The organism is Mesorhizobium sp. B2-5-11 (assembly GCF_006440835.1).
GTDB lineage: Bacteria > Pseudomonadota > Alphaproteobacteria > Rhizobiales > Rhizobiaceae > Mesorhizobium.
In genome coordinates, this window is the sequence record NZ_VFUK01000003.1 from 274263 (window position 1) to 297874 (window position 23612).

The window sequence follows — 23612 nt, forward strand, 5'->3', positions numbered from 1 at the left end:
CTGCTGCGCTGCGACATCCGCTATTCCGTGTTCATCTGGGCGCCATGGCCGCTGACATGGGCGCCATCCTGCGGCGTCAGCTTGAGATAGGCTGATAGCGCGCACAGCGTGATGACACCCTCGATTACGAACAATATCCGGAAGTGATTGGCGACGGCCGGGCCGCCGCCGGCCAGAAACGATAGTGCAGCGGCGGCGAGGCCGACGCTGATCGCCACCGCCAGTTGCCACAATATGTAATAGAGCGCGCTGAAGCGGGCGAGCTGCTCGGGCGCGATGTCGGAATAGGCAAGGTTGCCGGTCGACGCCCATTGCGCGGAGCGGAAGACGCCGAAGATGAAGATGTAGGCAAGCACGATCCACACCGGCGTGGTCGCCTGCATCAGGGCAAAGCCCGCAACCATGGCCGCGACGACGGGCGTGTTGAAAACCAGCACGCGGCGGAAACCGAAGCGGTTGAGCAGGCGAGGCATGAAGACACGCATGACCACCGACCCGACCGCGGCGACGAAGGTCAGCGATCCCGCCTGCACGGCGCTCATGCCGAAGCCGAGCTGGAACATCAGCGGCAGCAGGAAGACGACGGAGCTGAGGCCGATCGTGTCCAGACCGCCGCCGGTCAGGAAGGAGATGCGGAAGGTGCGGATGCGCAGGAGCTTGAGGTCGAGCAAGGGATTGCGCACGCGCAGGCAATAGAACGAGGCGACCGTCAGGATGACCAGCGCCAGGGCAAGCTCGGCCGCGATCACGCCGGCGGCCGCATCTTTCGCCGCCAGCGAATCCATGCCGAAGACAAGCAGGACCATGCCGCTGCCGACCAGCAGGAAGCCCGGGAAATCGAACGGTGTGCGCACGGGTTTGGTCACCGTCGGAAACAGCGAGGCGGCAAGGACAGCCGCGGCCAGCGCGAAGGGCACGTTGATGAAGAAGATCCAGCGCCAGGAAATGTAAGTGGTCAGCGCGCCGCCGACGAGCGGACCGACGAGCGGGCCGGACTGGCCGGCCAGCGAGATATACATGTTGATCTTCAGCGTCCGGCTTCGAGGGAAGGTCGACAGGATGACGACCTGACCGAGCGTGCCCATCAGCGCGCCGCCGAAGCCCTGCAGCGCGCGGGCGCCGACCAGCGTCCAGATGTTGTCGGACAGGCCGCACAGCGCCGACGAGGCGGCGAATACCAGCAGCGCAAAGCAGTAGACGTTGCGCAGGCCGAAGCGGTCGGCAGCCCAACCGCCGAGCGGCATCGAGATGATCAGGCTGGCGACGTAGACCGTGATCAGCAGGCCAAGCTGGCTCGGTGGGCGGCCAAGGCTTTCGCTGATGCCGGGCAGCGCCGTCACCACGACATTCTGGTCGAGGCTGGTCATGAACACGCCGCAGGCGACCGTCAGCGGCAGCAGGAGCAGGGCTCTGGCTGGCACATCGGCGCGATCGGTGGCGCCGGCGGATATTTCTGCGGTCATGGAGATATTCGAACCAAACGGATGCGCGGATTCTGGAGACGGGTTTTGTTACCCTTCGGACCGGCTTGACGGCCATGTCATGCCAGTATGACGGCCGCCGGCGCATTGCTGTAGCGTCAGAGCCGGCCGGCCTTGATGCCAGAATTCGTCGACCCCGAGCCTACTGTACCTCGTAGCCGACTTCCTCGCTGGCGTGACACAGCGCCTTCCAGAAGGAGCGCGCGAAAGAACGGAAGACGTAGATGTCGAACTGGTCGCCGCCGGTGCGCTGGACCTGGGCGAAGATGTCGTGATGGGTGGTCGACCGGCCGGCGTCGAGTGGGAAGGCCGGCAGCGTGAAATCGATGGCGAAGAACTTCGCCAGCACCCATTCGGCCTTCGGACCGGCGATGCGGATCGCGGTGCGGCCATGCGAAAGATCGGTCACCGTGCCGATGGCGGGGGTCACCACGCCCGCGAAAGCCGCGGCCAGCCCCTCGGCTTCGTCGGCTACGGTGAACTTTCCCGGTGCGAAACCGAATGCCGATTTGGCGCCATTGGTGGCGCCACCGCCGGCACCGTCGGGCAACGTAAGCCCGGTGACGGCGCGGATGCCTGATATCAGTTTCTTCTCTTCGCCCGGCCAGGCGGCGAGCTGCACGATCGAGCCCGGTCTCGTCTCGGTCAGGATGACCTCGACACCATGTTCGAAATTGCCGTGCGAGCCGACATGGAATTCCGGTTCCAGCGGTGAAAGGCGCTCAACCATGCATGCGGCTCCCGTCCGGATCGTAGAAGTGGTTGGAAACGATCTCGACCGGTCCGAACCGGTTGCGCAGCGGATCGGAGACATGGGCGCGCGAGCCGTGCCTGGCCTTGCCGCCTTTGACCAGCGCCAGCGCGATGTGCTTGCCGAGCGCCGGCGAATAGCAGCATGCCGTGATGTGGCCGATGGAGCCGTGCGGGTTGGACTCGTCAAGCTCCTCGACGATATGCGCGCCGCCGTTGAGCGGCCTGTTGTCGAGCGCGACCAGGCCGACAAGTTCCAGCCGGTCGGGCGAGATGAGGCCCTCGCGGTCCATCATCGCCGAGCCGATAAACGGTTTCTTCTTCGACAGCATCCAGTCGAGATGCAGGTCGCGCGCCGTGGTGCGGCCGTCGATCTCGGCGCCCGTCACATGGCCTTTCTCGATGCGCATCGTGCCCAGCGCTTCCAGTCCGTAGGTTGCCAGGCCGAACGGCTTGCCGGCCTCGACAAGCGTTTCCCAGACATGGGTGCCATGGTCGGCGCCGCAATAGACCTCGAACGCCATTTCGCCGGAGAAGGACAGCCGGCAGATCATCACCGGCACGCCAGCGATCTGGCCATGCACGATGCCCATGAACGGCAGCGCCGCATTGTCGACAGCGGTGCCGGCGACGCAGCCGGCCAGGATCTGCCTGGCTTTCGGCCCGCCGATCGCAGCGCCCGCCCACTGGTCGGTCACGGAGGTGACATGAACCTTGAGCTCCGGCCAGACCACATCGAGAAAATATTCCAGATGCTGCATCACCTTGCCGGCATTGGCCGTGGTGGTGGTCATCAGGAAATCCTGTTCGCCGAGCCGCCATGTGGTACCGTCGTCGAAGGCCAGTCCGTCCTCGCGCAGCATCAGCCCGTAGCGCGCCTTGCCGACGGCCAGCGTGGAAAACATGTTGGTGTAGATACGGTCGAGGAATTCGGCCGCGTCCGGACCTTGCACCGCGATCTTGCCCAGCGTCGAGACATCGACGATGCCGGCGCTTTCGCGCGTCGCCCTGGCCTCGCGCACATAGGCCTGCTCGACCGTTTCGCCGGCAAGGCCGTAGATCATCGGCCGGTACCACAGGCCGGCGGAATACATGGTCGCGCCATTGGCGACATGCCAGTCATGCATCGGCGTCAGCCGTTCGGGCTTGAGGTCGCCGAAGCGCTCCGCTGCCAGTGATCCGATCGAAACCGGTGCAAAGGGCGCCCGGAAGCGTGTCGTGCCGACTTCCGGGATCGGCTTGCCGAGCGCCTCGGCCATGATGGCCAGGCCGGGGACGTTGGAATTCTTGCCCTGGTCGGTGGCCATGCCGAGCGTGGTGTAGCGTTTCAGATGCTCGACCGAGACGAAGCCTTCGCGGTGCGCCAGCCGCACGTCCTCCGACGTCACGTCGTGCTGGAAGTCGACGAAGCTCTTGCCGCTGGCCCTGATCTCGAACACCGGCGCCGGATCGGGATCGCAAGCTACGGATTCGACCGAGGGCAGTGCGGCCGGCGTGGCTTGCGCGCCTGCCGCGGCAAGGCCCGCGGCGCGGCCCTCGGTCATCGCTTCGGCGGTGGAAAAGCTGCCGGTGAAGGCGCCTGCGCCAATCCAGTTCTGCGTCGGCTTCGGCGGCAGGAAGGCTTGTCGGGCGGCATTCCACTGCGCCTTGGCGCCGGCCTGGCTGGCCAGATGGATGGTTGGCGACCAGCCCCCCGACATCAAGAGGCAGTCGGCATGGATGCTGCGGGCGTCGCCGGTGAGCGTGCCGTTGGTCATGTCGAAGCGCTGCAGCTTGACGCCGGAGAGCGCCTTGCCGCCCTCAGTGGCGATCACGGCATGGCCGGGAAAGATCTCGGCTTCGGTCTCCTCGGCCAGCTTGCGCATTTCGCCAGAAAGCTCGGGGCGGACATCGACAATCGCGGCAATCCTTGCGCCGGCCTTCTTCAGCGCCAGGGCGCAGCGATAGGCGCTGTCATTGTTGGTGAACAGCGCGACCGTCTGCCCCGCCAGCACGCCGAATTCGTTGGCGTAGCGCTCCGCGGCATGCGCCAGCATCACGCCCGGGCGGTCATTGCCCGGAAATACGAGCGGCCGTTCGAAAGCGCCGGTGGCCAAGACCACCGATCGGGCGCGGATCGCCCAATAGCGATGGCGCGGTTCGCCCTTGCCGGGTGTCTCCTTGTGATCGGTGACCCGTTCAAGGGCGGCAAGCGTATTGCTGTCGTAGTAGCCCCAGACCGTGGTGCGCGGCAGAAGCCGGACATTGTCATAACCTTCGAGCTGGGCCACGGTTCGCCTGGCCCAGTCGGCCGCCGGCAAGTCATCAATCGTCCCGTTCGACCAGTTGGCCGAGCCGCCGAAACGCGGATCGAGTTCGGCAAGAATGACGCGCGCGCCCTGGTCAGCAGCAGCCTTGGCGGCCGTCAGCCCGGCAGGGCCGGAGCCGACCACCAGCACGTCGCAAAAGGCGTTCATGCGCTCATAGCGCGCCGGGTCGGCCGCAGAACCGGCACGGCCGAGGCCGGCGGCGCGGCGGATGAAATGCTCGCAGAACATCCAGAAGCGCGTGCCCTTCAGCGGCCCGATCACCGGACCCATGAAGGTCTTGTAGTAGAAGCCGGCCGACAGGAGCTTGCCGCCGAGCTGGTTGACGGCGCTGACGTCCCAGGCCAGCGACGGAAAACGGTTCTGGCTGACGGCGACCAGCCCGTCATGAAGCTCGACCATGGTCGCCGCGACGTTGGGCTCGCGGACCTCGCCCTTCAGCACCGTCACCAGTGCGTTCGGCTCTTCCACGCCTGCTGTCAGGAGGCCGCGCGGGCGGTGGTATTTGAACGAGCGTCCGTAAAGCGTGACGCCGTTGGCCAGCAGCGCCGAAGCCAGCGTATCGCCGGCATGGCCGGTGTAGGACGCGCCATCAAAGGTGAAGCGGATGGTCTTCAGCCGGTCGATGCGGCCGCCGGTCTCGGTCCGGCGCGGGCTCACGATCTGCCCTCCGCCTTGCGACGCGCGACCGGGCCGTGATCGCCGCGTGTGAAGGCGACGCTGGAAATCTCATGCGTCAGCGTGTTGCGCACGACCCTGAGATGCGAGCGGCAGCCGCCGGAATGCTGCCAGATCTCGTTGTGGTCTCCGGCCGGGTTCAGCCGGTCATAGACATAGGCGTTCCAGGCTTCGAAGTTCTGCGAGGCGGGGTCGGGACGCTCGCGGTTGCCGTCACCCTGGTAGGTGAACTCGATGACGTCGCGCGGGCCGCAATAGGGACAAGTGATCAACATCGGATATTCCTGGTGCAGCCTTGCTTGGTGAAGCCTTGCTTGGAGAGATATTGTTCAGTGCAGTCTGGGATTGGCGCCCTGGCCTTTGTCGTCGATCACCAGGCCGCGATGGAAGCGGTCGAGCGTGAAGGGGGCGTTGAGGTCATGCGGCTCGTCCTTGGCGATGGTCCAGGCAAAGCACCAGCCGGAGGCGGGCGTCGCCTTGAAGCCGCCATAGCACCAGCCGCAGTTGAGATACATGCCGGGCAGGGGCCCGGTGGTGATGATGGGCGAGCCGTCCATCGACATGTCGCAGACGCCGCCCCAGGAGCGCAGCATGCGCACGCGGGCAAGCCCCGGGAACAGCGCCAGCATCTCGCTCATCACCTCGTCGACGATGGGCAGGTTGCCGCGCTGGGCGTAGCTGTTGTAGCCGTCGATGTCGCCGCCGTAGACGAGGCCGCCCTTGTCCGATTGCGACATGTAGAAATGGCCCATGCCGAACGTGACGACCGTATCGATGAAGGGCTTCAGCGATTCGGTGACGAAGGCCTGCAGCACATGGCTCTCGATCGGCATCGTCTCGATGCCGGCAAGCTGCATCACCCGGCCGGTGCTGCCGGCCACCGCGACCGCCACCTTCTTGGCGCGGATGTCGCCGCGTGATGTGGTGACGCCGGTGATGCGGTCGCCGTCGCGCAGGAAGCCGGTGACCTCGCAATTCTCGATGATGTCGACGCCGCGCCGGTCGGCGCCGCGCGCATAGCCCCAGGCCACGGCGTCGTGGCGGGCGGTGCCGGCGCGCCGCTGCATCAGGCCGCCGACCACGGGGAAGCGTGCATCACTGGAAATATCGAGCGCGGGGATCAGGCGCTTGATTTGCGCCGGCGTCATCAGTTCGGCGTCGACACCGAGATGGCGCATGGCGTTGCCGCGCCGTGCATAGTCGTCGAACTGGGCCGGCGTGTGCGCCAGGTTCAGGCAGCCGCGCTGCGAGAACATGACGTTGTAGTTGAGATCGTGCGACAGGTTCTCCCACAGCTTCATCGAATGCTCGTAGAAGCGGGTGTTGGCGGGCAGCAGATAGTTGGAGCGCACGGCGGTGGTGTTGCGGCCGACATTGCCGGAGCCGAGCCAGCCTTTCTCCAGCACCGCGACATTGGTGATGCCGTGTTCCTTGGCGAGATAATAGGCGGTCGACAACCCGTGCCCGCCGCCACCGATGATGATGACGTCGTAGGATGCCTTCGGGTCCGGCTTGCGCCAGGCCGGCTTCCAGTCCTTGTTTCCCTTGAGCGCATTCGCGAGCAGCGAAAGGGCCGAGTACTCTGCCATGGATATGATGTCCGTTTCGGGCGATGCGGCAGACTATAGAGCAGGCCGCACGCGCAAAGCCAATATTGCGCCATCGCCTTTCGACTGGCCGACGCTCCGGCCACCGCCAGATCAGCGCAGGTGCGGTCGGATCAGGCGACGAGTCCGGGTGACGGGGTCCTTCGCCGGCGCGCTGTTGATGGAGCATTGAACGAAAAAACCCGCCTGTGCGGCGGGTCGTTGGCGCAACTCAGCACCATGACTGAATATCTACCATAGCTGCCTTCACCCAGTCAAGAAAAAATTCCTATCATAAAGCTGCCGGCACAACGGGACTGGCGGTCGTCAGGTCTTTGTTGCCCCGAGTTCGGAGCCCTGGCGGTCGGATGCGACGGCTTGCCCCATGATATGGCCGTCTTTATCAAGGACAGGCAAATTCAATTGCCATTGCCGCCTTGAGTCGCCAACAAATCATGTTTTTCAAATTGCTTCGTCTCGTCTTGATGTTCGCGCTTGTCGTTTCGGCGCCGCTTTCGTTCGATGCGTCGGCGCAAGGGCTTGGCCAGGCGCCTGCCGGACTGGTCGCCGACCAGCAGAAAATCCTTCAGGACCTGACGACCAAGACCGATAATTTCGACAAGAAGATCCAGCAGGACGGCGACGACGACGCCACTCTCGTCGATATCCGCCTGCAACTCGAGGAACTGTCGCGGCAATCGCTGAACAGCGCGCTGGCCTTCCGCACCCGCCTTAGCGAGATCAACAGCCGGCTCGAGCAGCTTGGCCCGGCACCCGCCGCAGGCCAGCCGCCGGAACCCGACATCGTCAGCACCGAGCGCCAGGCGCTGGTCTCCGAAAAGGCCGAGATCAACGCGGTCATCGCGCAGGCGCAGACGCTGTCGATCCGCATCAGCGGGATGATCGACAAGATCGGCAACATGCGCAGCGCGCTTTTCCGCAATCTTCTGACCAAGCGCTATGTGCTGTCGGATGCGCTGAGCCCACAGGTCTTTTCCGACGCCCGCGACGAGTTCGGCAATTTCTACAAGGCGGTCTCGTCCTGGCTGAGCTTCGCCTTCAGGTTCAAGTTCCAGGCCATTCTGGCGGCAACCTTCGTGGCGCTCGGGCTGGCCCTGGTGCTTCTGGTCGGCGGCAGGCGGTTGTTTGGACGGGTGTTCGAAGCCGATCCGTCCAATGAGGACCCGTCCTATCTCAGCCGCCTGTCGGTGGCCTTCTGGTCGACATTGCTGCCGACGCTGGCGGTCGGCGCCTTTCTTGGGTCGACGATTTTCTTTTTCAACTATTACAACGTTTTGCGCGGCGACATTGGCCTTTTCCTCAACGCGCTGGCGACGGTCATCGGGGTGGTGTTCTGCGTCAATCGGCTGGCCAATGCGGCGCTCGAGCCACGGCTGCCGAACTGGCGCCTGATCCCGGTCGAATCCGGCCCGGCGCGCTGGCTGGTGCGCCTGACTACCGCCATGGCCGTGGTCATCAGCGTCAACACCTTCCTGTCCGTCATCAACGACAAGATGGGATCGCCGCTGTCGCTGACGATCGCGCGCAGTTTCGTGGCCACCATCGTCGTCGGCATCATCCTGATCCTGATGGCGATGCTGCGGCCGTTCAAGGCCCGTGACGGCAGCTGGCGGCCTTGGCCGGCATGGCTGCGCTACCTGGCGCTGGCTCTGGGGCTCTTCACCATCATAGCCGCCTTGCTTGGCTATATCGGCCTTGCGCTGTTCGTCTCGCTGCAGGTGGTGGTCACCGGCACGGCGCTCGTCACCGCTTATATCGGCTTCCTGTCGGCACAGGCGATCGGCGACGAGGGCGCCTTCGCCAACACGTCGGTCGGGCGCTGGCTGTCGGCCAATTCCAGCTACGAGGACACCGCACTCGACCAGCTCGGCCTTGTCGTCAGCGTCGCCATCAATGTGATGATCGTGCTGGTCTTCCTGCCGCTGATCCTGTTGATGTGGGGCTTCCAACCGGGCGACATCCAGGCCTGGGCTTACAAACTGGCGACTGGGATTAATATCGGTTCGGTGACGATTTCGGTCACCGGCATCCTTTCGGGCATCGTCGTCTTCATCATCGGCTATTTCCTGACGCGCTGGTTCCAGGGCTGGCTCGACGGTTCGGTGATGGCGCGCGGCAAGGTCGACACGGGCGTGCGCAACTCGATCCGGCTGGCCGTCGGCTATGCCGGCGTGGCACTCGCGGCACTGATCGGCATCTCGGCGGCGGGCATCGATCTGTCCAGCCTGGCGCTGGTCGCCGGCGCGCTTTCCCTCGGCATCGGCTTTGGCCTGCAGAACGTGGTGTCGAACTTCGTCTCGGGCCTGATCCTGCTGGCCGAGCGGCCGTTCAAGGTCGGCGACTGGATCGTCGCCGGCGACATCAGCGGCACCGTCAAGAAGATCAGCGTGCGCGCCACCGAGATCGAGACCTTCCAGCGGCAGTCGGTGATCCTGCCCAATTCGAACCTGATCAACAACGCCGTCGGCAACTGGACGCACCGCAACAAGCTCGGCCGCATCGACATCAAGGTCGGCGTCGCCTATGGCAGCGACGTCAAGCAGGTGCACGCCGTCCTGCTCGAGATCGCCCGCGGTCATCCGCTGGTGCTGAAGAACCCCGAACCCTTCGTGCTGTTTTCCAATTTCGGGCCTGCCGCGCTGGAATTCGAGATCCGCCTGTTCCTGGCGGATGTGATGAACGGCAACATCGTGCAGAACGATATCCGCTTCACCGTGCTGGAGACGTTCAGCGACCAGCATATCGAGATACCCTCGACGCCACGCGCGGTCGTCGAGCCCAAGCATGCGAAGGCCTGGCCGACCGACGACGACAAGATCGAGGCCGATTTCGCCGAGCAGGAACGGGCAAAGGCGGAAGCCGCGGCCGAGGCCAAACGTCTAGCCAGATCAGGACGCAAGGCGAAGAAACCTGATCCGGATTAGATCGGCGATCGGAAGGTTTCAGGCCGTCGAAACCAATTGCGGCATGAATGCGGCATTCAGTTGCGGTTCAGCTTCCATCTCATATAAGCTCCCATGCAAAGGCGAGAATGCCTTGCGAAATGCAACAGAGGCGGTGGGAACACCGATATTGCACATGTGGAAGTCTCTCGTCGCTGCCGTCGCCTTGCTCGCCGTGAGCGGCTCGGCCCATTCCGCCAGCGCGGTCAACAAGGACGCCGAGACCCGCACGCTGATCGTGACGGAAGGTGGCAGCAAGACCGACCTGGCGTTGGCCGCCGGCGAAACCGTGGAATTTTGCCCGAATGGCTGTTTCGTCACCTTGCCCAATGGCGACCTCGAAGCCCTGACCGGCTCGGAAACGGTCGAGATCTCGGGCGGCGTCGCCCGCATCAAGTAATTTCGACGGCATGCCTTGAAAGGCCGGACATTTGTCCGGCCTTTTATTGTTTTCGGTAGCGGTTGTTTAACAATGACGCCGGAAATACCGCGGCGACAGCCGCCCACAACCGGGCGTTTTAACGTTCGTTACGCCATCTCCCCGCTATACGTCTTGCGAAGACGCCGACAAACGGCGCGGCGGGTTCGAGGCAGGGCAGGACGACATGGACGCGCGGTCCGACGGAAACGCAATACCGCTTGCGGTCGATCTCGACGGCACGCTGATCGCGACCGACCTGCTATGGGAAGGACTGTTCATCCTTCTCAAGAAGAACCCGCTCTACATTTTCCTCGTGCCTTTCTGGGCCGCCGCCGGGCCGGCCCGGCTGAAGCAAGCCATCGCCCAGCGCGTCGATATCGATCCCGCGTCGCTGCCTTACCGCGCGCCATTGCTCGACCGCATACGGGCCGAGCATGCCGAAGGCCGCAAGATCGTGCTGGCGACAGGCACGCCGCGCAAATTCGCCGACGCCATCGCTCGCCACCTCGGTGTCTTCGACAGGGTGCTGGCGACGGACGGGGTCGACAATCTGACTTCCGGCAAGAAGCGTGCCTCGCTTATTGCGGCCTATGGCGATGGCGGCTTCGATTATGCCGGCAACAGCCGCCATGATCTCAAGGTTTTCGATGCGGCACGCAGCGCGATCGTGGTGGCGCCGGATCGCCACGCCGCGCGCTGGCAGGCTGCGCATGGCGCCGAAACCATGTCGGCGCCGAAACCGACACTGCGTACCATCGTCAAAATGCTGCGCGTGCATCAGTGGCTGAAGAATTCGCTGATCGCGGTGCCGATGGTGCTGTCGCACGAATATTTCAACGCCGGCATGATCTGGGAGTGCGTGCTGGCGTTCATCTCGTTCAGCGCGGTGGCGTCGGCCATCTACATCCTCAACGACTTCTTCGACCTGGCGCTTGACCGCAAGCATGCCACCAAGCGTAACAGGCCATTCGCCAGCGGCGCGCTCTCTATCCCGTTCGGGATCGGCGCGATCGCGGTGCTGCTGGCGATCGGCATCGGCACAGGGCTGTTTCTGTCGCCCGAATTCCTCGCCGTGCTCGGCGGCTACATGGCTGTCACCACGGCTTATTCGCTGTCATTCAAGCGCATGCTGCTGGTCGACGTGCTGACGCTGGCCGGCCTCTACACGATCCGCGTTCTGGCGGGCGCGGCCGCGACCGGCGTCGAGGTCTCGTTCTGGCTGCTCGCCTTCTCGATCTTCTTCTTCCTGTCGCTGGCGCTGGTGAAGCGCTTCGTCGAATTGCGCACCACGGCCATTCCACCCGGCGAGCGCATTGCCGGGCGCGGATATCGCACCGAGGACCAGGAGATCGTCGCTCAGGCCGGCATGGCTTCGGCCTTCTCCTCGGCACTGGTGCTGGCGCTCTACATGGATAGTGTTGCAGTGCGTGAGCTCTACCCGCATCCCTGGCTGATCTGGCCGCTGCCGCCGATCGTGCTTTATCTCACCATGCGGGTCTGGATCCTGGCGCGTCGCGATGAGATGCATGACGATCCGGTCGTGTTCATCATCCGCGACTGGCGCAGCCAGATCGTGGTGCTGATCGGCGCCGTGCTGCTGGTGATCGGGGGCTGGTAGACATGGCCGGCGAGCGCTTCGACAGCTTCGGGCGCGCGACGCCGCCCGCACCGCGCGCCATTGGCATTGATGACGCTATCGTGCTGCTGAAGGGCGGTCAGGCCAGGCACGCCTCGCTGCTTGCCTATGGCAATGGCAGATCCTACGGCGATTCCTGCCAGAACGAGGCCGGTGCCGTCGTCGACATGCGGCCGCTGAACCGCATCCGCGCCTTCAATGCCGAGACTGGCCTTCTCGAAGCGGATACGGGCGTGCTTCTGTCCGACATCATTGCCCACGCCGCGCCCTACGGCTTCTTCCCGGCAGTCGTTCCGGGCACGCAGTTCGTCACGCTCGGCGGCGCCATTGCCAACGACGTCCACGGCAAGAATCATCACCGGCGCGGCACGTTCGGCTGCCATGTCGAAAGTTTCACGCTACTGCGGTCCGATGGAAGGACCTACCGCTGCTCCGCGACAGATAATCCGCGGTTGTTCCGGGCGACGATCGGCGGCATGGGGCTGACAGGCCTGATCCTGTCGGCCTCGATCCGGTTGATGCGGGTGCATTCCCTCGACATCATCGAGAAGGTGACGCCGTTTCGCGACCTGGGCGAATTTTTCGAGCTGGCCGAGGCGGCGGACCAGGCCAATGAATATGCGGTCGCCTGGATCGATCAGCTCGCCGGCGGCAGGCGCAGCGGGCGCGGCCTGCTGTTCACGGGCAATCACGCCGAGCATGGCTCGCATACCGCCGCGCGCGCCGGCGGCAATTTCGCGGTGCCGTTCCAGCCGCCGTTCAATGTGCTCAGCCGACCGTTCCTGAGCGCCTTCAATGCGGCCTACCGATGGAGGAAGGGCCGCTCTGCCGCGCCGCGCCAGGTCGGTTACCAGGGCTTCTTCTTCCCGCTGGACGGCGTGCGCGATTGGAACCGGCTTTACGGTCCGAACGGGCTGTTCCAGCACCAGAGCGTTGTGCCGGAAGAAGCCGCGCGTGAAGCGGTGCCGATGCTGCTCGCGGCTGCCAGGCGGGCCGGGCAGAGCTCGTTCCTCACTGTTCTGAAACGCTTCGGCGGCGTCCGATCCCCGGCGCTGCTCTCCTTCCCGCGACCTGGCTACACGCTGACGCTGGATTTCCCCAACAGGGGAGCCGCGACCCTGGCGTTGCTGGACGAACTCGACCGCATCGCCATCGGAGCCGGCGGGGCAGTCAACCCCTACAAGGATGCGCGTATGAGCGCCGCGACCTTCGCCGCGTCCTTTCCGGAGTGGTCACGGCTGGAGGCGCAGCGCGACCCGGCCTTCATGTCCGGCTTCTGGGCGCGCACAGCCAAAAACATCGACCTGCGAAGACGGGGCGCCGAGGCCGCCGAATAGATAAAATTGAAATGGATCGTGGTTAGCGATCGGTTAACGAGAAGATTTACTCAAAACGTCCTTGTGAGTTCACGAAATCTTTTCGGGTTTGTAATAGAAGGCGTCACGGGTGGGTGAGCTGACATGAAATATATCGTCTTCATTCTCTTTACGGTCATGACGAATGCGGCCGCGCAGCTGATGCTGAAGCAAGGCATGATGTCGCTTGGGCCGATCTCGTTCGAAGGCGCCAACCCGCTTATCAGGCTGTTGCAGATCGTCTTCAGCCCCTGGGTGTTCCTCGGCCTGTGCACCTTCGTCATTTCCATGGCCTCGCATCTCTACGTGCTGTCCAAGGTCGAGCTTTCCTTTGCCTATCCGTTCCTTAGCCTCGCCTATGTCGCCGTCGCGGTCTTCGCCTATTTCGTCTTTCGCGAGGACCTCAATGGCTGGCGCATCGCAGGTATCGGCTGCATCTGCGTGGGCACAGTGCTAATCGCCCAAAGCGGCCGAGACCTGGGTGACCACGGGCATGACGAGCAGACCGTTTCCATCACCTCCGACAAGATCGGCACCAGCGAGATCGTTCGATGAGACATGTGATTTTCGGCGGCGACGGCTTTGTCGGTCGCCACCTTGCCCCGAAGCTCGTGGCGGATGGCGAGGAGGTTGTCGTCGCCGACATCGTCAAGAGCGACCTGGCGCATTATCGCAACGCCGGCTTCATCCATTGCAACGTGACCGATCCAGCATCGGTGGCGGCGGTTGGGCTAAAGGCCGACGACATGATCTACAATCTGTCGGCAAAGATGCTGTCGCCGATCCAGGTGCGCGCCAAGCGGCACGATTTCTTCTTTCCGGTCAATTTCCATGGCACCGAGCATATCATGCAGGCGATGGACAAGGCCGGCGCGCCCCGGCTCGTGCATTACACGACCGACATGATCTACGGCCATACGGTCACCTTCCCGATGACCGAGGAACATCCGGTCGCGCCGCTCGGCGAATATGGCTGGTCGAAGCAGAAGACCGAGGAACTGGCCGCCGAATGGCGCAAGCGCGGCATGTCGATCTCGCTGTTTCGTCCGCGCCTGATCATCGGTCCCGGCCGCCTCGGCATCCTTGAAAAGCTGTTCAAGCTGATCGACTGGAACCTTCCGGTGCCGATGATCGGCTCGGGCCGGAATCCATACCAGTTCATTTCTGTTTTCGATTGTGCCGAAGCTGCCCGCGCGGCCTGGAAAGCCGGCGTACCGAACGAGGCCTATAATCTGGGTTCGCTCAACCCGCCGCCGGTCAGGAAATTGCTCGGCCACCTGATCAGGCATGCCGGTTCGAAATCGATCCTGATCCCGACACCGGGCTGGGCGGTGAAGCGCACGCTGGACCTGCTCGACCTGATGAACCTGCCGATCATGGATCCGGAGCAATATCTGATCGCCGACGAGGAGTGCGTGCTCGACGTCTCCAAAGCGGGACGCCAGCTCGGCTGGGTGCCGCAACATCGCGACGAGGACATGCTGATCGCCGCCTACAGCGAATACCGCGCCAGGAAGGCCGGCCACGCCGTCGCCACCAAACATGTGCCCGCCGAATAGCAGCCCGCCAACAGTTTCATTTGCGCACGATCCCCGATCCTGCGCGCGGACAGGAGATTGAAATGACCGTCATGGCCAAGCCCGATCAGGCGAGCGCACGCACCATGGTCAGCGCGCCGGCGCTGTCGCCAGCCACCATCGCTAAGCCTGACCTGATCAGCGTCGAGCAGGCCAAGGCGATGGACGTCGCTGCGATGACGGACCTGTTCAAGGCGCATCTCAACCCGGGCCAGCTGCATTTCATGAAGCTGCTCGGCTTCCACAAGGTCAAGATCGAGCGCGCCGAGGGCATGTTCTACATCGACCAGAACGGCCGCAAGATCCTGGATTTCTTCGGCGGCTTCGGTTCGCTGGCCTTCGGCCACAACCATCCGCGCATCCTCGAAGCGCGGAAAAAATTCCAGGAGGAGAAGCGCCAGGAGATCGCCATCGCCTTCATGTCGCAATATGCGGCCGCGTTGGCCCACAACATCGCCAAATGTTCGCCCGGCGATCTCGACATGGTGTTTCTGGGCTCGTCCGGCTCGGAAGCGATGGAAGCGGCGGTAAAAGTCGCCGAGCGTGCCGCCGGCCCGAAGCGGCCGAAAATCGTCTATGCCGAGAATTCCTTCCACGGCAAGACCAAGGGTGTGCTGGCGATCACCGACGGCCAGCTCTACCGCGCCGATTTCAAGGTGGCGGACAATGCGGTCCGGATTCCGTTCGCCGACATCGAAGCGGTCGAGCGCGCATTCCGCGCCGATCCCGAGATCGGCGTCATCGTGCTGGAAACCATCCAGGGTGGCGGCGGCATCATCCAGGCGCCCGCGGAATATTGGCGGAAGCTGCGCGCATTGTGCGATCAATACGGTGTGCTGTGGGTGGCCGATGAAGTGCAGTGCGGCTATGGCCGCTCCGGCCGCTTCTATGCTTTCGAACATTATGGCGTCGTTCCCGACGTGACGGCGCTCGCCAAGTCGCTCGGCGGCGGCAAGGCGGCGGTCGGCGCGATGGTCGCCAGGCGCGAGATCTATATGAAGGCCTACGGCACGCCGAAGACGGCGATGATCCATGCCATGGCGACTTTCGGCGGCATGGGCGAGGCCTGCGTCACCTCGATCGAAGCGCTCAACGTTCTCTATGACGAGGGCCTGATCGACAATGCCGCCGCTACCGGCGAGTACCTTTTGCAGCGCCTCCAGGCACTGAAGGACAAATACCCCAAGATCATCAAGGACGTCCGCGGCAAGGGGCTCATGATCGGGCTCGAGTTCCATGATTTCTCGCAGACATTGCCGACCGTGTTGCGGCCGGTGGTCAGCGTGCTTGACGACAAGCTGAAGGGCTCGCTGTCGGGCTTCATCGGCGCGCTGCTGCTGCGTGACTATGACGTGTTGGTCGCCTTCACCGAGTACAACCGCAACGTCATCCGGCTCGAGCCGCCGCTGATCTGCCTGCGCGAGCATGTCGACCGGTTTGTCGACGCTTTCGACAGCCTTTTGTCGCGCGGCATTGTGGGAATCGTGAAGGATTTCGTCAAAAGCCAGGTTCGTTGAGCCCCACGACGATGCTGACCAAGTCGCCCACTCCGCAAAACCCGCTCGACCGGCTCACAGCGGCCGGCCTGGCGTGGGGTGAGGGGACCTATGCGCGGCTGGCGGCACCCATCGGCGCGGCGGCTTTCGCGCTCTACATCCTTTTGACGGCGCTGACGGCCTGGTTGATGCCCGATTCTAATTGGGACATGCTTCCCTATCTCGCCATATCAGAGGAAGGCACATACCCCGATGCGCAGGCGCTGCATGATTATGCCTACAACACCGTCAAGGCCGGGGTCTCGGCAGGTGACTACAAGACGCTAACCGATGATGGCGGCGGCTTCCGCAGCCACATGGCGGAGAATGCCGCCGACTTCCATTCGCTGCTCGGCATGTACCGGATCAAGTTCCTCTACGCCGAGATCCTGTCGACGCTGAGCGCGGCGATGTCGCCGGTCGAAGCGATGCGGCTGGTGCAGGTGGCCTCGGTGCTGCTGTTCGGCGCGATCACGCTGCTCTGGCTGCGCTCGGAAAAGGCCTTGGCGCTGGCGCCGGTGATCGGCGCGGTGTTGATCATGGCCGATTTCGGCGATGCGGCGCGCGCCTCGACGCCGGATCTGCTGACTTCGGCGCTGCTGCTCGGCGGGCTTTACGCCTATGTCAGGGGCCGCGAGGCGGCGACGGCGATCCTGCTCTTCCTCGCCTTCATGGTGCGGCCGGACAATATTGTCTTTCTTGCCGTTTTCGCCGTTCTGCTCATCGCCTTCCGGCAGCAGGCATGGGGTGCGCTGGTCGGTTTTGCGGCGTCCTTCGTCGCCTATTTCGCCATCTCGCACTGGGCGCATCATCCTGGCTGGTGGCCGCATCTGTGGTTCTCCAGCGTCGAGCAGCACTACAATATGGACGGGTTCGAGCCGCCGTTCTCCGTCGTTGCCTATCTCAAGGCATTTGCCGCATCGCTGCTGCGCGCCGTCAACCTGAACAGCTGGGTCGGCGTCTCGGTGCTGGCGCTGGCCGGCTGGTACGCGGTCGGCCGTGCCGGCTTCCGGCTCGACCGACGCGCCGGCATTCTGTTCGCGGCGCTCGTGCTCGGCGCGCTGGCTAAATTCACCGTCTTCCCGATCCACGACACGCGCATCTATTTCCCGCATCTGGTTCCGCCATTCCTGTTGCTGGCCACCCCTTTCATGGCGCTGTGGGCGACAGTCGCCCGTGACCAGCACCGCGCCGTCTTGCATGTCATTCCCGGAGACACGCCATGAGTTCGCTGTCCAGCCTGACGCGCATCGCGCTGTCGCTTGGCCTTCCGGCCGGTTTGCTCGACCGGGGGCCGTCGCTGCGCGGCACGAAATTCCTGGCCGGGGCGGCATTGAAAGCGCGCCTCGGCGGGACAAGGCGGCCCTTCCAGATGGTCAATGTCGGCGCCTGCGACGGCGCGCTGTTCGACGACGTCACGCCCTGGCTGCATCGTATTCCAGGCGCCCGTGCCCTGCTGGTCGAGCCGATCCCCTATAACCAGAAGCGCCTGCGCGCCAACTATCCCGATACCAACCGGTTCATCATCGAGCCGGTTGCCGTCACGAAAACAAGGGGGACGATCACCGTCCACACCTTCGATGCCGCCGCGCTCGAGGCCGGCACGCTGCCGATCGAGTTCATCGGCTGCTCCTCGGTTACCGACACCAACCTGATGTCGGGCAAGAATGCCTGGGGCGAGGATGACGTGAATTTCAACAAATTCGCGCCCTATCTCAGGGACATCGAAGTGCCGTCCGAGACCTTGCAGACATTGCTCGACCGCAACGGCATCAGCCATATCGACGCCTTCCTCGTCGATTGCGAGGGCGCAGACTGGATGGTCTTCGAGCAACTCGATCTCCAACGCTACCGTCCGGGCATGATCAAGGTCGAGGTCGGCGCACTGCCCGCTCCGGAGATCGGCCAGGTCGTGGTCAAGCTCAAGACCGCCGGCTACCAGGTCGGTTTCCAGGCCGAGGACATCTGGGCCTTCGCCTGACGGCAGCGATTTTCCTGATCCAAATCGGGTCGCGACGCATTCGCGGCGTGTCGCAAACAGGCGGTAGCGCGCTCATCGTCGTCTGCATATTGTGCGCCGATCAGACGGGCGCCGACGCCGCCCGCAACAGCACCTGGAGTCGCGGGCAATGGCAGAGTTTCCGAACAAGGCGAAGGTCGTCATCATCGGCCTGGGTGGCATTGTCGGCGCGTCGATCGCCCATCACCTGATCGAACGCGGCTGGGACGACATTGTCGGTATCGACAAATCAGGCATCCCGACCGACATCGGCTCGACGGCGCATGCTTCCGACTTCTGCTACACCACCAGCCACGATTTCCTGTCCTGCTGGACGACGCTCTACTCCATCGATTTCTACGAGAAGATGGGCCACTACGCGCGCATCGGCGGCCTCGAAGTCGCGCGCGTCGGCGATGACAGCCGCATGGACGAAATCAAGCGCAAGATCGCCTCGGCCAAGGCTTTTGGCACGCGCGCCCGGCTGATCGAACCGGCCGAGATCAAGGAGAAATTCCCGCTCATCGAAGAGGCAATGGTGCAGGGCGGCCTGTGGGATCCCGACGCCGGCCTGGTCATCCCGCGCTCGCAGACGGTCGCCGGCAAGCTCGTCGACCAGGCGGAAGCCTCGGGCAAGCTCAAATCCTTCGCCAACACGCCGGCCCGGTCGCTCGTTGTCAAGGACGGCCGCATCAGCGCCGTGGTGACTGACCGCGGCACCATCGAGGCCGACTACGTCATCGTCTGCGCCGGCATCTGGGGCCGGCTGATCGCCGAGATGGTGGGCGAGGACCTGCCCGTCATGCCGATCGACCATCCGCTCACCTTCTTCGGCCCCTACAACGAGTTCGCTGGCACGGGCAAGGAGATCGGCTGGCCGCTGCTGCGCGACCAGGGCAATTCCGCCTATATGCGCGACACCGGTGATCCCAAGACCGCCGAGGGCGGGCAGATCGAGTGGGGTTACTACGAAGAGACCAATCCACGCCTTTGCCATCCGCGCGACCTGCTCGAGAAGGACCAGGCCCGGCTTTCGCCTTCGCAGCGCGACCTCGACATGGAGCAGATCCTGGCGCCGCTGGAGCGCGCCATGGAACTGACGCCGATCCTGGGCGAACTCGGCTACAACGAAAGCCATTCCTTCAACGGCCTGCTGCAGGTGACGGCGGATGGCGGTCCGTCGATGGGCGAGAGCCAGAAGGTGAGGGGGCTGTGGTATGCCGTCGCCATCTGGGTCAAGGACGGCCCCGGCATGGGCAAGCTCATCGCCGACTGGATGACGGACGGCCGCACCTCGATCGACCATCACGCGATCGACTATGCGCGCTTCTATCCGCACCAGACCAAGGAGCAGTTCATCTGGGATCGCTGCACCGAGACGGCGATGAAGGTCTACAATCCTGCCGTGCATCCGCGCGAGCCCTTCTCCAAGGGCCGCAATATCAGGCGCTCGCCGTTCTGGGAGCGCGAGAAGGAACTCGGCGGCTATTTCATGGAGCTGGGCGGCTGGGAGCGCGCGCACGGCTATGCCGCCAACGAGCATCTTCTGGAGAAATACGCCAACCGGGTGCCGGTGCGCGAGAACGAATGGGACAACCGCCATTTCTGGCGCGTGTCCAATGCCGAGCATCTGGCGATGAGCGAAGACTGCGGCATCGTCAACCTGTCGCACTTTTCGATGTATGACATCGAGGGACCCGACCACGTCGCGCTGCTGGAGTGGCTGTGCGCGGCCAAGATCGGCGGCGACAACAATATCGGCAAGGGCATCTACACCCACTTCCTCGACGAGGAAGGCATGGTGCGCGCCGACTTCACGGTCATCCGCATGGCCGACCGCTGCCGTTTGATCGATGGCGCGGACGCCGGCCCGCGCGACTTCCAGTACATGCGCCGCACCGCGCAGGATAAAGGTTTCGATGTCACCATCACCGATGTGACGGAAAAATACGTCACCATCGGCATCTGGGGCCCGAACGCGCGAGCAACCCTGCAAAAGGTGGTCGAGAATCCCGAGGGCCTTGCGCTGGAGAATTTCCCGTTCGCCGCGATCAAGCCGATCCGGATCGCCGGCAAGGACGTCACCGCCTTCCGCATCTCCTATGTCGGCGAACAGGGATGGGAACTGCACATGCGCTACGAGGACGGCCTGGCCGTCTGGGATGCGCTGCGCTCGACCGGCGTCATGCCGTTCGGCGTCGAGACCTATGCCAATACGCGGCGCATGGAAAAGAGCCTGCGTTTGCAGAATGCCGATCTGCTCACCGAGTACAACCTGCTCGAGGCCGATCTTGCCCGCCCGAAAGTCAAGGAGAACGACTTCTGCGGCAAGGCCAAGCACCTGGAATACCGCGCCCGCGAGCACCAGCCGGCGATGCTGTGCACGCTGGTGATGACCGAAAACACCGATTCCAAGGGTGTGGCGCGTTATCCGGTGGGCACGATGCCGGTGCTGGACCCCGAGACCGGCGAGACGCTGGTCGACGAACTCGGCCGCCGTTCCTTCACCACGTCGGTCGCTTACGGCCCGACCATCGGCAAGAACATCGCGCTCGCCTATCTGCCATGGGCCTATGCCCAAGAGGGCCGCAAGCTGAAGGTGGAGTATTTCGGCGAGACCTATCCGGTCGAAGTCGCTGGTGTCGGCTACAAGCCGCTCTACGATCCGGAGAATTTGAAGCCGAGAAGCTAGGCAACCTCCCAGCAGGGCTCGTGAGCAAATTTTGATAAGCCCGGCGGCTATGGTCGGGCTTTTCTCTTTTTCGGCTGGCGATTCTGGCTTACCCTGCGGCATGTCTGCTTTTGCTCGCGCAAGACATCTGCTTTCAGGCGCCGCCGCCCTGGCGCTGATGCTGTGGCTGGCCCCGGTGTCGCTCGCGGACGAACCCGTCGACGTCGAACTGGTGCTGGCGGTCGACGTCTCGCTGTCCATGTCGGCGGACGAGCTCGAGATCCAGCGTCGCGGCTACGCTGCTGCATTGACGCACGATCATGTGCTGCAAGCCATCGCCGCCGGCGCTTATGGCAGGATCGCCGTTACTTATGTCGAATGGGCTGGCACCAACTCGCAGCACGTCATCGTGCCGTGGACGGTGATCTCCACTCGCGCCGACGCCGAGCAGGTGGTGGCGCGGCTGTCCGCCCAGCCTCCCAACAGCGCGCGGCGCACGTCTATCTCCGGCGCGCTGGAATTCGGCGCGGACCTTTTCGCCGAAAGTGGCTTTCAAGGGACGAAGCGGGTCATCGATATTTCCGGCGACGGCCCCAACAACCAGGGCGCGCCGGTCGATATCATCCGCGACGAGGTGGTCAAGCAAGGCATCGTCATAAACGGCTTGCCGCTGATGACCCGCGGCGGCTTCACCAGCGCCTACGATGTCAACGATCTCGACCGCTATTACAGCGACTGCGTCATTGGCGGTCCCGGAGCCTTCATGGTTCCGGTCAACGACTGGACGCAGTTTCCCGAAGCTATCCGCCGCAAGCTTGTGCTTGAACTCGCCGGCCCGGCCTCGCCGCGGCCGGTTGACCAGGCCGATCGTCCGCCGGTGGTGCTGGCGCAGGCCGAACAGGCCAGCGATTGCCTGGTCGGCGAAAAGATGTGGCGCAACCGCAATTGGATGCTCGATAGCCGCTGAGAAATTCCAGAAAAAGCGCATAGCGCCTTCCCGGTACGCGCGTAACGCTTTCCCTTTGGAATTGATTGAAAAAAATAGTCAAAGCGGTTCGGCGTTTCCGTGAAATGCCGAACTGTTCCAGGCTTGCCAGTCCGGCAGAAGCAGTGGCAAACTGGCCTTGCCGCGCCATCCGGCGGGCGGGGTGACGCGGTCAAACCGAGGAAACACCAGATGAGACGTCTAGCTATCCTGACTGCGGTCGCGTCCATGCTTTACGCCGACGGCGCCAGCGCCCAATACGACGATCAGGCCGCCTGCATCATGTTCGAAAATGGCAATTTTCGCGGACGGTCGATCGCGCTCGGGGCCGACGATTCGGTCAATTTTCGCGGCCGCGAGTTCTGGAACGACCGCGTGTCGTCGGTGATCGTTCGCCGAGGCTGCACTCTCGTTGCCTATGAGGATTCGCGCAGGGGAGGCCGATCGATCGAGATCAGGCGCAGGGTCCGCGATTTCGGCGGTAGCGACTGGAACGACCGAATCTCGTCCGCGGAGTGCTACTGCGACCAGTATTGACGACAAGGTCCTCGGCCTTGCCGTTTTGTGGCGGCAAGGCGAACCTTCGTCGCCGACGATGTGGGCAAACACGGCCCTGTTCATTGACAGCCGGGCGGCGTCCGTGAACATTCCCCCAGAGAAAACAAAGGGGAACTGACATGAACAGGACCATTATCCTTACGCTGGCGCTTGCCGCCGGCTTGTCCGCGCCGGCGACGGCCGCCACATCGGTCACTATCGGGATCAGCGGCTGGACCGGCTTCGCGCCGCTGACGCTCGCCAAACAGGCGGGACTCTTCGAGAAGCACGGCCTCGACGTGACCTTGAAGAAAGTGCCGCAGGCCAGCCGCCCGCTCGCCATCGCCAGCGGCGACCTGCAATGCGCCGCCACCACGGTCGAGACGTGGCAGGTGTGGAACGCCAGCGGCGTGACCACCAAGCAGATCTTCCAGCTCGACAAATCCTACGGCGCCGACGGCATCGTGGTGCGCAACGACATCAAGACCGTCGCCGACCTCAAGGGCAAGACTGTCGCGTCCTCGGCGCCGGGCACCTCGCCCTATTTCCTGCTGGCCTGGGTGCTGAACAAGAACGGCATGTCGACAAAGGATGTCACGGTCGTCAATCTCGAGCCGGACGCGGCGGCGCAGGCCTTCCTTGCCGGCCAGAACGACGCGGCCGTCACCTATGAGCCGTTCATCTCGGCGGTGCGCGACAAGGCCGACCAGGGCCACATATTGGCGACCACGCTCGACTACCCGATGGTGCTCGACACGGTCGGCTGCACGCCCGAATTCCTCAAAGCCAATCCGGACGCCGCCAAGGCGCTTGCCGACAGCTATTTCGACGCGCTCGACCTGATCAAGAAGGACCCGCAGAAATCCTACGGCATCATGGGCGCGGACGTGAAACAGTCGGCCAAGGAGTTCGAGGATTCGGCGAAGTACCTGAAATGGGCCGACCGGGCGGAGAACAAGCAGTTCTTCACCAAGGAGTTCCAGGATTTCTCCAAGACCGCCGGCGAGCTTCTGCTGCAGATGGGGCTGATCAAGGAAGCGCCTGACGTCTCCACGCTGGCCGATACCAGCGCCGTGGCGAACTGAGCGGCCGCTGTCTTGCGGCGGCGCCCCGCGCCGCCGTTTCGCTTCCA

The 23612-nt window shown here is 63.8% G+C and carries 18 protein-coding genes; 13 read left to right on the top strand and 5 right to left on the bottom strand.

From position 1 onward, the window contains the following. Positions 1-20 precede the first annotated feature (20 nt). The 5 genes from FJ490_RS12310 to FJ490_RS12330 all read right to left on the bottom strand — a co-directional run bounded on the left by FJ490_RS12310 (position 21) and on the right by FJ490_RS12330 (position 6804). Positions 21-1463 (bottom strand): MFS transporter, encoded by a 1443-nt coding sequence (locus FJ490_RS12310; RefSeq protein ID WP_140664577.1) that lies wholly within the window; start codon positions 1461-1463, stop codon positions 21-23. A 160-nt stretch (positions 1464-1623) separates the two neighbouring features. Continuing rightward, complete coding sequence (locus FJ490_RS12315; protein WP_140664574.1) at positions 1624-2211, bottom strand: sarcosine oxidase subunit gamma; 588 nt, start codon at positions 2209-2211, stop codon at positions 1624-1626. Further along, a complete protein-coding gene (locus FJ490_RS12320) occupies positions 2204-5197 on the bottom strand; it encodes a sarcosine oxidase subunit alpha (protein WP_140728962.1) in 2994 nt (997 codons plus the stop codon). Before FJ490_RS12320 ends, FJ490_RS12315 begins: the two co-directional genes overlap by 8 nt. Next, positions 5194-5490 (bottom strand): sarcosine oxidase subunit delta, encoded by a 297-nt coding sequence (locus FJ490_RS12325; RefSeq protein ID WP_140728961.1) that lies wholly within the window; start codon positions 5488-5490, stop codon positions 5194-5196. Before FJ490_RS12325 ends, FJ490_RS12320 begins: the two co-directional genes overlap by 4 nt. Positions 5491-5544: 54 nt before the next feature. Beyond that, entirely contained in the window at positions 5545-6804 is a 1260-nt protein-coding gene (locus FJ490_RS12330) for a sarcosine oxidase subunit beta (RefSeq protein WP_140495627.1), read from the bottom strand. Between the two features lie 452 nt (positions 6805-7256). Here FJ490_RS12330 and FJ490_RS12335 point away from each other — a divergent pair, with 452 nt between their 5' ends. The 13 genes from FJ490_RS12335 to FJ490_RS12395 all read left to right on the top strand — a co-directional run bounded on the left by FJ490_RS12335 (position 7257) and on the right by FJ490_RS12395 (position 23565). Further along, positions 7257-9746 (top strand): mechanosensitive ion channel family protein, encoded by a 2490-nt coding sequence (locus tag FJ490_RS12335; protein ID WP_140728960.1) that lies wholly within the window; start codon positions 7257-7259, stop codon positions 9744-9746. A gap of 154 nt (positions 9747-9900) precedes the next feature. Further along, positions 9901-10164 (top strand): hypothetical protein, encoded by a 264-nt coding sequence (locus FJ490_RS12340; protein ID WP_140521120.1) that lies wholly within the window; start codon positions 9901-9903, stop codon positions 10162-10164. Positions 10165-10369: 205 nt separating this feature from the next. Next, positions 10370-11803: a UbiA family prenyltransferase gene (locus FJ490_RS12345; RefSeq protein WP_140728959.1), complete on the top strand. Its 1434-nt coding sequence runs from the start codon at positions 10370-10372 to the stop codon at positions 11801-11803. A 2-nt stretch (positions 11804-11805) separates the two neighbouring features. After that, the gene (locus FJ490_RS12350) at positions 11806-13158 is read left to right on the top strand and encodes an FAD-binding oxidoreductase (RefSeq protein WP_140656982.1); all 1353 of its coding nucleotides are present in this window, start codon (positions 11806-11808) and stop codon (positions 13156-13158) included. Positions 13159-13281: 123 nt separating this feature from the next. Then, entirely contained in the window at positions 13282-13731 is a 450-nt protein-coding gene (locus FJ490_RS12355; protein ID WP_140521117.1) for an EamA family transporter, read from the top strand. After that, positions 13728-14735: an NAD(P)-dependent oxidoreductase gene (locus tag FJ490_RS12360; protein WP_140656984.1), complete on the top strand. Its 1008-nt coding sequence runs from the start codon at positions 13728-13730 to the stop codon at positions 14733-14735. The genes FJ490_RS12355 and FJ490_RS12360 overlap by 4 nt, the downstream gene beginning before the upstream one ends. A gap of 104 nt (positions 14736-14839) precedes the next feature. After that, positions 14840-16270, top strand: a complete 1431-nt coding sequence (locus FJ490_RS12365; RefSeq protein ID WP_181165308.1) for an aspartate aminotransferase family protein — start codon at positions 14840-14842, stop codon at positions 16268-16270. 11 nt (positions 16271-16281) lie between these two features. Continuing rightward, positions 16282-17514, top strand: coding sequence for a DUF2029 domain-containing protein (locus FJ490_RS12370; protein WP_140656988.1), 1233 nt, complete (start codon positions 16282-16284; stop codon positions 17512-17514). Beyond that, positions 17511-18269 carry an FkbM family methyltransferase gene (locus FJ490_RS12375; RefSeq protein ID WP_140495635.1) on the top strand — a complete coding sequence of 253 codons (759 nt, stop codon included), beginning with the start codon at positions 17511-17513 and terminating at the stop codon, positions 18267-18269. The genes FJ490_RS12370 and FJ490_RS12375 overlap by 4 nt, the downstream gene beginning before the upstream one ends. A 148-nt stretch (positions 18270-18417) precedes the next feature. Continuing rightward, a complete protein-coding gene (locus tag FJ490_RS12380; RefSeq protein ID WP_140521113.1) occupies positions 18418-20979 on the top strand; it encodes an FAD-dependent oxidoreductase in 2562 nt (853 codons plus the stop codon). A 100-nt stretch (positions 20980-21079) separates the two neighbouring features. Then, positions 21080-21925, top strand: a complete 846-nt coding sequence (locus FJ490_RS12385; RefSeq protein ID WP_140495637.1) for a DUF1194 domain-containing protein — start codon at positions 21080-21082, stop codon at positions 21923-21925. 210 nt (positions 21926-22135) lie between these two features. Next, positions 22136-22480 (top strand): peptidase inhibitor family I36 protein, encoded by a 345-nt coding sequence (locus FJ490_RS12390; protein WP_140495638.1) that lies wholly within the window; start codon positions 22136-22138, stop codon positions 22478-22480. A gap of 140 nt (positions 22481-22620) precedes the next feature. Then, entirely contained in the window at positions 22621-23565 is a 945-nt protein-coding gene (locus FJ490_RS12395) for an ABC transporter substrate-binding protein (protein WP_140555034.1), read from the top strand. Positions 23566-23612: the final 47 nt, after the last annotated feature.

What these genes read in the sequence shown, in the direction of transcription:
- FJ490_RS12310 (WP_140664577.1), bottom strand. Translation starts at nt 1,463, where the DNA reads ATGACCGCAGAAATATCCGCCGGCGCCACCGATCGCGCCGATGTGCCA.
- FJ490_RS12315 (WP_140664574.1), bottom strand. Translation starts at nt 2,211, where the DNA reads ATGGTTGAGCGCCTTTCACCGCTGGAACCGGAATTCCATGTCGGCTCG.
- FJ490_RS12325 (WP_140728961.1), bottom strand. Translation starts at nt 5,490, where the DNA reads ATGTTGATCACTTGTCCCTATTGCGGCCCGCGCGACGTCATCGAGTTC.
- FJ490_RS12330 (WP_140495627.1), bottom strand. Translation starts at nt 6,804, where the DNA reads ATGGCAGAGTACTCGGCCCTTTCGCTGCTCGCGAATGCGCTCAAGGGA.
- FJ490_RS12335 (WP_140728960.1), top strand. Translation starts at nt 7,257, where the DNA reads ATGTTTTTCAAATTGCTTCGTCTCGTCTTGATGTTCGCGCTTGTCGTT.
- FJ490_RS12340 (WP_140521120.1), top strand. Translation starts at nt 9,901, where the DNA reads ATGTGGAAGTCTCTCGTCGCTGCCGTCGCCTTGCTCGCCGTGAGCGGC.
- FJ490_RS12345 (WP_140728959.1), top strand. Translation starts at nt 10,370, where the DNA reads ATGGACGCGCGGTCCGACGGAAACGCAATACCGCTTGCGGTCGATCTC.
- FJ490_RS12350 (WP_140656982.1), top strand. Translation starts at nt 11,806, where the DNA reads ATGGCCGGCGAGCGCTTCGACAGCTTCGGGCGCGCGACGCCGCCCGCA.
- FJ490_RS12355 (WP_140521117.1), top strand. Translation starts at nt 13,282, where the DNA reads ATGAAATATATCGTCTTCATTCTCTTTACGGTCATGACGAATGCGGCC.
- FJ490_RS12360 (WP_140656984.1), top strand. Translation starts at nt 13,728, where the DNA reads ATGAGACATGTGATTTTCGGCGGCGACGGCTTTGTCGGTCGCCACCTT.
- FJ490_RS12365 (WP_181165308.1), top strand. Translation starts at nt 14,840, where the DNA reads ATGGTCAGCGCGCCGGCGCTGTCGCCAGCCACCATCGCTAAGCCTGAC.
- FJ490_RS12370 (WP_140656988.1), top strand. Translation starts at nt 16,282, where the DNA reads ATGCTGACCAAGTCGCCCACTCCGCAAAACCCGCTCGACCGGCTCACA.
- FJ490_RS12375 (WP_140495635.1), top strand. Translation starts at nt 17,511, where the DNA reads ATGAGTTCGCTGTCCAGCCTGACGCGCATCGCGCTGTCGCTTGGCCTT.
- FJ490_RS12380 (WP_140521113.1), top strand. Translation starts at nt 18,418, where the DNA reads ATGGCAGAGTTTCCGAACAAGGCGAAGGTCGTCATCATCGGCCTGGGT.
- FJ490_RS12385 (WP_140495637.1), top strand. Translation starts at nt 21,080, where the DNA reads ATGTCTGCTTTTGCTCGCGCAAGACATCTGCTTTCAGGCGCCGCCGCC.
- FJ490_RS12390 (WP_140495638.1), top strand. Translation starts at nt 22,136, where the DNA reads ATGAGACGTCTAGCTATCCTGACTGCGGTCGCGTCCATGCTTTACGCC.
- FJ490_RS12395 (WP_140555034.1), top strand. Translation starts at nt 22,621, where the DNA reads ATGAACAGGACCATTATCCTTACGCTGGCGCTTGCCGCCGGCTTGTCC.